Genomic DNA, 9121 nt, shown 5'->3' on the forward strand with positions numbered 1-9121 from the left:
TTTTATTATAGTATCTACTTCTACACTATATCCCCCTGTCCTTTTTTCGCCTCTAGTCACCACTACATATATTTCTTTATCTAATCTACAAGTTAGTGCTTTCTCTTCTGATAAATAGTTGGGAAGTATCTCTTTTATCTTTTCTGGAATTTCAGATGACTCTAAAACCTTAAACTTCACCGCATCATCACCCTTATTCAATATTTTTGTAGTTATAAAAGCAGCTAACAACAATATGATAACTATTCCAATAATTATATATCTTTTCTTCACATAAATCCCTCCTACCTAAGTCTCTCTTATATCATCATATTCCCAAAGGCAGAAGTTTATGTTCTTTTAGACAAAATAGCACCAAAATATGCTAGTGTTATAATATATTCATTATTCACTTACTCAGACAATACTTTTTTAACTTTATCAACGATATTTTCTACATTAAGTCCATATTTCTTCAATAGTTCATTTCCATCCCCAGATTCTCCAAATATATCTGTAACACCTATTCTTTCCATATGAACAGGAGTACTTTCAACTAATACTTCTGCTACTGCACTACCTAATCCTCCAATTATACTATGTTCTTCTACAGTAATTATCCCTTTTGTTTCTTTAGCTGCTTTAATTATTATATCTTTATCTATCGGTTTAATAGTAGACATGTTGATAACTCTAGCTGATATGTTTTCCCTATCAAGTACTTCAGCTGCCTCTAATGCTTTTGCCACCATAACTCCTGTAGCTATTATAGTTATATCTTCTCCTTTTTTTAACTGCACACCCCTACCTATTTCAAATTTATAATCTTCATCAAGTATTATTGGCACTTTACTTCTCCCTAGCCTAATATAAACAGGCCCATTATGTTCTGATGCCTTATATATACATTGCTCTGCTTCTACTGCGTCTACAGGATTTAAAACTACCATATTGGGTAAACTTCTCATAAGACTTATATCTTCAAGTGCTTGATGTGTAGCTCCATCTTCTCCTACTGTTAATCCCGCATGAGTAGCTGCGATTTTTACGTTTAACTTTGGATATGCAATTGAATTTCTTATTACCTCATAAGCTCTTCCTGTAGCAAATACAGCAAAAGTACTAGCAAAAGGTACCTTTCCTGCTGTAGCTAAGCCCGCTGCTGTAGCCATTAAATTTTGTTCTGCTATTCCTATATTAAAAAATCTTTCTGGATAAACTTCCTTGAACATAGCAGTTTTTGTTGAACCTGAAAGGTCTGCATCCAATACTACAATATCTTTATTTATTTTACCTAATTTTTTTAATGCTTCACCATATGCATTTCTAGTCGCTATCATATTAGTCATTTAAGTTCCCTCCTAGTTCGCCAATCGCTCTTTTAGATTCCTCTTGTGAAGGTGCCTTACCATGCCATCCTGCTTGATTTTCCATAAACGATACACCTTTCCCTTTAAAGGTTTTTGCGATAATCATGGTTGGTTTCTTCTTAGTATTTTTTGCTTCTTCTATAGCGTTGAATATTTCTTCAAAAGAATGTCCATTTATATTTATTACATGCCAACCAAAAGCCTTAAATTTCTTATCTATTGGTTCTATATTCATTACATCTTTATTAAATCCGTCTATTTGTAATCCATTATGATCCATAAAAACTATAAGGTTATCTAGCTCATAATGAGATGCTAGCATTGCTGCTTCCCATATTATACCTTCTTGTGATTCTCCGTCTCCTATTAATGCATATACTCTATAATTCTTATTATCAATCTTTCCGGCCAATGCCATACCATTAGCTGTCGCTAATCCCTGACCTAAGGAACCAGTAGTCATATCTATACCTGGAGTTCCTTTCATATCAGGATGCCCTTGCAACATTGCCCCTATCTTTCTCAATTTCATCAATTCTTCTTTCGGAAAATATCCCTTTTCTGCTAAAACTGCATAGAGAACAGGAGCAGCATGTCCTTTAGAAAGTACAAATCTATCTCTTTCATCCCAATGAGGATCATTACTATCTACATTCATTTCCTTAAAATAAAGAGCTGTAAGTATTTCACAAATTGACAACGAGCCTCCAGGATGACCTGATTTTGATTCTTCAAGCATATTTATTATGTTGATTCTTAATCTGTTAGCAATAGTTTTTAAATCTTTATATGTATCCATTTTAAACCTCCCACTAATTTTCTATTTGTTTAAATCCTTCACCCAATACTTCAGAAAGTTCTGTAACCATTATAAAAGCATTTGGATCAATTTCATGGACAATATTCTTAGTTTTAGTAAATTGATATCTATTTACTACACAAAGCAAAACATCTCTTTCTTCTTTAGTATACATACCTTTTCCTCTTAATAAAGTAACTCCCCTATCTAAATCCTCTATAATTCTATTACTGATTTCTTCTGGCTTATTGCTTATTATAAGGAATGCTTTTACATATGTCATTCCTTCTAAAATTAAATCTATTACTTTAACAGTAATAAACAATGCAATTACAGAATAGAGAGCAGTTTCAACTCTTTTGTCTACTATCCCAGCAAATATAACTACAATTAAGTCTAAAGCCATCATAAAAGTTGACACACTAAAACCAGGTAATATCTTATTGAATATAGACCCTGCTAAATCTGTGCCTCCAGTAGTACCACCAACCTTGAATACTATTCCCAAACCTACTCCAGATATTAACCCCCCAAATATTGAAGCTAAAAGTAAATCCGTTGTTATCTCATTGATGGGAATAATTTTTAAAAAAACTGACAGAAGTACAGTAGCATATAATGTTTTCCATCCAAAATTTTTACCTAAAATTATAATCCCAGTAATAAATAAAGGTATATTTATAACTAAATTGGTTATATAAACAGGTATGTTAGTAACCTGTTTCAACACTATAGCAAAGCCTGTTACTCCTCCTGGTGCAATCGTATTTGGCTCTAAAAACAATGCCAATCCAACTGCTAATAAAAATGTCCCTAAAGCCAAACCTATTAATGATTTAAATAGTTCGTATAACTTTCTTTGAGTCATAAAAAACCTCCCTTAATTATTCAACTATATCCTTATTAAATAACACAGATAAGATAAATTTAGGTAGTACGATTTGTCGTCTGATACGGGAAGGTTCTTGTACTAATCTGTAGAACCATTCTAATCCTAATCTTTGGAATACTTCTGGTGCTCTATTGGTACTTCCTGAAAGTATATCTATTGTACCGCCATTACCAATTATAATATTTCCATTAAGTCTATCCTTGTTTTCAGATATCCAAATTTCCTGTTTAGGAAATCCCAACCCAACAAATATAATATCTGGTTTCAATTCATTTATTTCATCAAGTACTTTTAGTTCTTCTTCATGGTTATTATACCCAATATGGCAACCTTTAAAATATCCATGATGAGACCCTAATAATTTAATATTCGGGTATTGTTTCACAATATTTTCTCCAGCTTTTTGAGCTATTCCCTCTTTACCACCAAGCAAAAATATACTATATCCTTCCTTGTTAGCAATCTCAAGAATTTTTATAGATAAATCAAATCCTGTTACTCGCTCCTTTAAAGGTTTATTTCCTATTCTAGAACCATAGATAAGTCCAATACCATCTGGAATTACTAAATCATTTTTATTTATAAGATCACGTAAACTATCGTCTTCTTTAGCTGCCATTACTATCTCAGTATTTGGAGTACATATGGTATTTAATTTATTCTCTTTAAAGAAATCTTTCACAATTTCAGTCGCCTCATCAAATGTAACATTATCTATTTCAACCCCAAAAATCTTTACTTTTTCCATAACATATCACCTACTATTTAAAAGCTCCAATGCCATATCTACATTCTTCAATGCTTCTTGTCTCATCACTTTATCATATTCACTTAATCTACTTTTTATATTTTCCTTGTTTCTCCATACAAAGTTAATATTTTCAATTAGCTGCGAATACACTACGGTTTCAACTTGACACATATGATCCATTTTTATTGATCTTAAGAATCCTTCAATTTTAGGATCATATACAATTCCTACCATTGGTATTTCCTGAGTTGCTGCATATATTAAGGAATGAAGTCTCATGGCAATTATTATCTCTAATCTCTTTATAATACCCATGATATCCTCTACACTATATTTATTTGAGATAAGGTAACATCCTTTCTTGGTTACCTTACCCGATAGACTTTCACTTATAGATAAATCTTCTGGGTAATGCATGGGAATCAAAACCACATTCACACCGTATTTAGATATTATATTATCTATGGCCTTTGCTAAATTGTTTATTAATCTTTCTTTATTATTCCAATTCCTTATGGAAACTCCAACTAAAGGCTTATCAAGCGGTATTCCTTCTTTTACAAATATTTTATTAACAATTATATCCTCACTAGGTTCTAAGGTAAATACTGGATCTGCTGTTACATGAATATTTCGATTTTTAATTTTTAAACCTTCTAAAAATATTTTCGAATTTTCATCTCTTAATGTTATTAAATCCACTTTATTTAAAATATTCCTAGTTAAAATTTTATTTATATTCTTATTGATTGGCCCTACTCCATTAGCATATACCATTATTGTTTTTCTATATATTTTAGCTAATCTCATAAGAGCTATATAATATAATAAAGACCGAGTACTAGTTATATCTTGTAGCAAACTGCCACCGCCACTTATAAATAAATCACAATCTTTGATGGCCTTTAAAACATCCTTCATTTTAAACCTATTTACTGCATGTATACCATATATCTTCTCTGTAAAAGGTGGATTATTGGATAAAGCAGTTATTTTTATAGAACCATTAGCTTTTTTTATATCCTTAACTATAGCTTTTAATATAGCATCATCTCCACTATTATTAAATCCATAATATCCAGATATAAGAATTCGTTTATTTATATCCATGAGTATTCTCCTTTTTAACCAATCTCCTCAGGTTTGTCTGAAATTCTCATAAGACTCAATATTAGTGCAACCAATATCCAAAAAGTAGTAATTATTCGAGGTATATATAATATGTTTTCTACTAATCCCTGAGCCAATACAGCTGCTAGCCCTGATAATAGCCCTGCTGACATTATTTTTATATATCTATCATTTCCTTTTACTAATCTTTTGATTGAATACTTATACAATATAAATATAAAAACTACAAAAACTATAAATCCTAGTATACCCATTTCAGCCATAGTTTCCAAATAAGTGTTATGAGAATGGTAAGTAGGCATTGTCCTAATATAGGTTTCAAATGTTTGCTTAAAAGGAAGATGTCCAAATCCAACTCCTACAAGCCAATTATCTCTAATTATATCCAAGGTAATGCTCCATAGTCTAATTCTATATGAATTTGATGAATCTGCCAAGTTTACTATACTCATTAATCTGTTTAAAATAGTAGGAGGCAAGAAAAATACCCCTCCTATTGCTACTGGTATGCCTAATAAAAGTAATCTCTTTTCAATTAATAATAAAAATACAAAAATTCCAAATGCAAATCCTACCCATCCGCCTCTTGACATTGTCAATATCAAAGCCAGTGTCAAAATTAAACTGGTTATTAAAAATATTGCTTTTTTATGAAATTTTGTAGAAAACCAGAATAGCGATAGTGATATAGGAATAATCATTATTAAATATTCAGCAAATATATTAGGGTTACCAAACACAGAATAAATCCTTGTTTGCACATCCGGATTAGTTGTATCATCAACCCATTTATCTTCCATTTCGATTGCTCCATTTGTATACTGATAAAATCCATACATTGCTACCAAAGTGGCTGAAATAACTAAAAAAACTACTAGTTTATTAAAATCCCTTTTAGTGTGTATGCTATTTACTATCACAAACAAAAATCCAATAGATGTAAAGTGGATTGATAAATCTCTAAAACTACCAGTAGGATCAATAGATGTAATAGTAGAAATTAAAATAAATATTATATATAATATTATGGATATATCTATGTTCTGTTTAGTTAAAGGATTTGACTTGTTAAACAAAATTTTAAATACATATACTCCTACTAAAAAAATCATGAATAATAAATTAAACATATCCGGCATGAATGGAAAAATAAAAGCACCTACGAATATCCCAATTCTTATATCATATAGTACCAATACTATTCCTATGAACCCAAATAGAATAAGGGCAAAATATTCTAAAGACAATCTAGAGTATAATAGAGAAAATATCACCCCTAATACTATAGGAAAGATCATTTCCTTTCTTTTTAAATGTTCTACCACCACTGATCCACCTCCTCATCTATATCGAATATATCCTTTACAAAGTTAAAAACATAGCTTCCTTTTAAAACTTTTCCATAATTTTCTCCAATTATCAATCCAATTAAAGAAAAAACTATTAACAATATGGAAATTAAGTAAGATCTTCCAGAATAAAATCCTCTCACAATATTGTTCACGATAATACTCATACCAAAAGCTAAGAAAAATATACAAAATGTATTTTTAAACTGAATCTCAGTATCAAAAAGGTCATGGATACCATTGTATATAAAACTTTGTGAACTTAAATTTTCGATGCGTTTTCTCATTGTTTTTATAATTTTATTTATTAAATCAACAATCTTTCTATATAAAGTATAAAATGTGCTCTCTTCTAATAAGTTCCTATCAGATGTAAATAAAGCTATAGTATAGGAGCCCTTAGATAATAATCTTAAACCTCTTTTAAATATACCAAGAAACTTCTTTAAAATACTGTTATTATATCCTCCAATAAATACATTCCATATCCTAACTAGTTCTCGGACTACAATACTATTATACATAGAACCACCCCTAGTCCACTTATTCTACTTCAACTCCAAGAATTGTTCCCATCACAGCTACATTTCTATTTTTAAGTCTAAATTGAGTTCCAATTCTAATCTGTTCTCCGCCTGCTATTACCACATCAGAATTTTCTCTTACATTTGCTTCTACTGTCAAAGTAACCACATATTTTTCAGGAACTTCCGCTAACACCCATTTGCCGTCTCCACTTTCAACAGGCTCCTTATAAGGCTCTACTTTCTTATCTACAATTGTACCTAATAATTCTCCCTTATCATAATGATATACTGGATCTCCAATAACAAGCCCTTCTACACTAGGGGTTCTTACATCCGGAACTTCTACAGTTATCTCAGCTTTCTTCGCCTCCGTAGTAGAAGTAGGTCTTTGTCTCATGCGTAAAATCCCTCCAATAATCAATAGTCCAATCAACAATATAACAATCAAATCTATTATATTTACAATACCAAATAATTTTCCCTTTTCATTTATTATTTTCAACTATATTACCTCCTGTTCTTCACTATTCGCTCATAGATTTTTTGATGTTCTTCTGCCATATTTCGAGAAGAAAAATCCTTTTTAACAGTTTTGTATAAGTTATCTCCCATAATCTGTATTTCATCTTTATTATTAATAAAATATAGTATTTTCTCTGCTAAAGTTTCGTTATCTTTAACTTTTATTAGCCATCCATTATAACCATCTTCAATCAAATGATGAATCCCACCTACATTTGTACTGATTACAGGTTTTTTAAGCCTAGCTCCTTCTAATATAACATATGGAAAACTTTCACTAATTGAAGTTAACACATTTATGTCTATAGCGTTAAAGAAAGAATATTGGTCGTCTACATGTCCCAAAAAATAAACATGGTCTTCAATTTCTATCTCACTTACTAGAGACTTTATTCTATTTTCATCTTTGCCTGTACCGGCAATTAAAAATATAATATCTTTTCTTTTTTGAAGAATTTTAGAGGCAGCTTTAATAAAAGTTTCATGATCTTTGACTAAATCCAATCTCGCAATAATTCCGACTATAATCTTACCTTCTGCATCAATATTGTATCTATTTAGAAATTCTGATTTACTTACATATTCAAACTCAGTTTCAAAATCTATACCATTATATACAATAAAAATTTCTTCCTCTTTAAATCCTCGATTTATTAATATCTTCTTGAATTCTTCAGAAATTGCTATATAGTAGTCAAATCTTCTCAATGCTATTGCATTCATAGGAGTATACACCATTTTTTTATAAAAATTATCATTAAAATCTAGTTTATAATCACTATGCACAGTTGTTATCATAGGCTTGTTTATTTTGCTTTTTAGAAACATACCAATAAAATTAGCTCTAGCCCCATGACAATGCACCACATCATAATTTTTATTATTTATCTCCTCTGCTAATCTATTTATTACTGACATATCAGTTCTACTTTTCTGTTTGAACACCTCAATTTTTATTCCTGCTTCTATAGCATCTTCATAAAATGTATCCTTTATAAAGCAAATAACTTTAGCATCAATCAGTCTATTTAATTGTTTCATAAGCGAAATAATATGGGTTTTCGCTCCACCTGTATCTCCGCCACTAATTAAATGAAGTACTTTCATTATAGTTAGCCCTAATTCAGAGCTTCCTCCTTTCATAACTAATAAAACAGTCTTGAATTATTATACCATAAATACTATTCTTCTGTAACTTGTGAAGCTAATATGTTCTTTGCCTTATAACTATATTTTTTCTTCAAATCCCCATTAGTTTTAAATGAAGATAGCAAAGTATACTCACTACTTAACTGTCTAAAGAACCCAGGTTTGAAATCTTCTTCCTTTAACATATCCTCTATTCTCTGTAACAATTTTACATCTACTCTAATAAAGGTTTCTGCACCATATATTTCATATGAGTTTTCGCCAATCTCAGCAATAAGACTTTTTCGCTTATCCAATAATCTAAAAGAATCAAATCCCATAGCCCATTGAGAACTAAATATATGGTACATATCTCCTTTTTTATCATATAGATCTCGATCCATAATACTTAAAGAATTTACTAACTCTGGAAGTATAGGACAATTCACTTCATACATATAAATCTTATCAAACTCTTTGTTCCATAATTTTAAGGCCCTTAAAACAGATCTTGTGGTTTCAACATGATCATTATGTCCATCTATTAAAAATGGTGTATATATAATAGTGGGTTGTTCTTCATCTAATATATTTAGTATCTTTTCTACTACCTCTTGTTTAGATGAGCTTAATCTACCATCTAATTCATCTAAAAAATAGATTGTATCAAACC

11 protein-coding genes are annotated in these 9121 nt (G+C 30.4%); all 11 read right to left on the bottom strand.

Annotated elements, in window-relative coordinates; all coding sequences use genetic code 11:
* A partial coding sequence (locus K8M07_RS12295) for a protease complex subunit PrcB family protein (protein WP_223379364.1) occupies positions 1-273 on the bottom strand: 273 nt, incomplete at its 3' end.
* Positions 274-392: 119 nt separating this feature from the next.
* On the bottom strand, positions 393-1328 hold the full coding sequence (locus K8M07_RS12300; protein WP_223379366.1) for a transketolase family protein: 936 nt from the start codon (positions 1326-1328) through the stop codon (positions 393-395).
* Positions 1321-2148, bottom strand: a complete 828-nt coding sequence (locus K8M07_RS12305) for a transketolase (RefSeq protein WP_223379368.1) — start codon at positions 2146-2148, stop codon at positions 1321-1323. The genes K8M07_RS12300 and K8M07_RS12305 overlap by 8 nt, the downstream gene beginning before the upstream one ends.
* 13 nt (positions 2149-2161) lie before the next feature.
* Positions 2162-3016 carry a YitT family protein gene (locus K8M07_RS12310; protein ID WP_223379370.1) on the bottom strand — a complete coding sequence of 285 codons (855 nt, stop codon included), beginning with the start codon at positions 3014-3016 and terminating at the stop codon, positions 2162-2164.
* 16 nt (positions 3017-3032) lie between these two features.
* The gene (locus tag K8M07_RS12315) at positions 3033-3788 is read right to left on the bottom strand and encodes a WecB/TagA/CpsF family glycosyltransferase (RefSeq protein WP_223379372.1); all 756 of its coding nucleotides are present in this window, start codon (positions 3786-3788) and stop codon (positions 3033-3035) included.
* Positions 3789-3794: 6 nt separating this feature from the next.
* The gene (csaB, locus tag K8M07_RS12320) at positions 3795-4901 is read right to left on the bottom strand and encodes a polysaccharide pyruvyl transferase CsaB (RefSeq protein ID WP_223379374.1); all 1107 of its coding nucleotides are present in this window, start codon (positions 4899-4901) and stop codon (positions 3795-3797) included.
* Positions 4902-4915: 14 nt separating this feature from the next.
* Positions 4916-6250, bottom strand: coding sequence for an O-antigen ligase family protein (locus K8M07_RS12325; RefSeq protein WP_223379376.1), 1335 nt, complete (start codon positions 6248-6250; stop codon positions 4916-4918).
* The gene (locus K8M07_RS12330; protein ID WP_223379378.1) at positions 6241-6795 is read right to left on the bottom strand and encodes a hypothetical protein; all 555 of its coding nucleotides are present in this window, start codon (positions 6793-6795) and stop codon (positions 6241-6243) included. Before K8M07_RS12330 ends, K8M07_RS12325 begins: the two co-directional genes overlap by 10 nt.
* Before the next feature lie 19 nt (positions 6796-6814).
* Positions 6815-7300, bottom strand: a complete 486-nt coding sequence (locus K8M07_RS12335) for a DUF4330 domain-containing protein (protein ID WP_223379380.1) — start codon at positions 7298-7300, stop codon at positions 6815-6817.
* 5 nt (positions 7301-7305) lie between these two features.
* Positions 7306-8427 carry a glycosyltransferase family 4 protein gene (locus K8M07_RS12340; RefSeq protein WP_223379382.1) on the bottom strand — a complete coding sequence of 374 codons (1122 nt, stop codon included), beginning with the start codon at positions 8425-8427 and terminating at the stop codon, positions 7306-7308.
* 74 nt (positions 8428-8501) lie between these two features.
* Positions 8502-9121 (bottom strand): PIG-L deacetylase family protein (locus K8M07_RS12345; RefSeq protein WP_223379384.1); only part of this gene is annotated, 620 nt, incomplete at its 5' end.

Origin of the sequence: Schnuerera sp. xch1 (assembly GCF_019931165.1) — a bacterium.
Lineage (GTDB): Bacteria > Bacillota > Clostridia > Tissierellales > Tepidimicrobiaceae > JAIOUP01.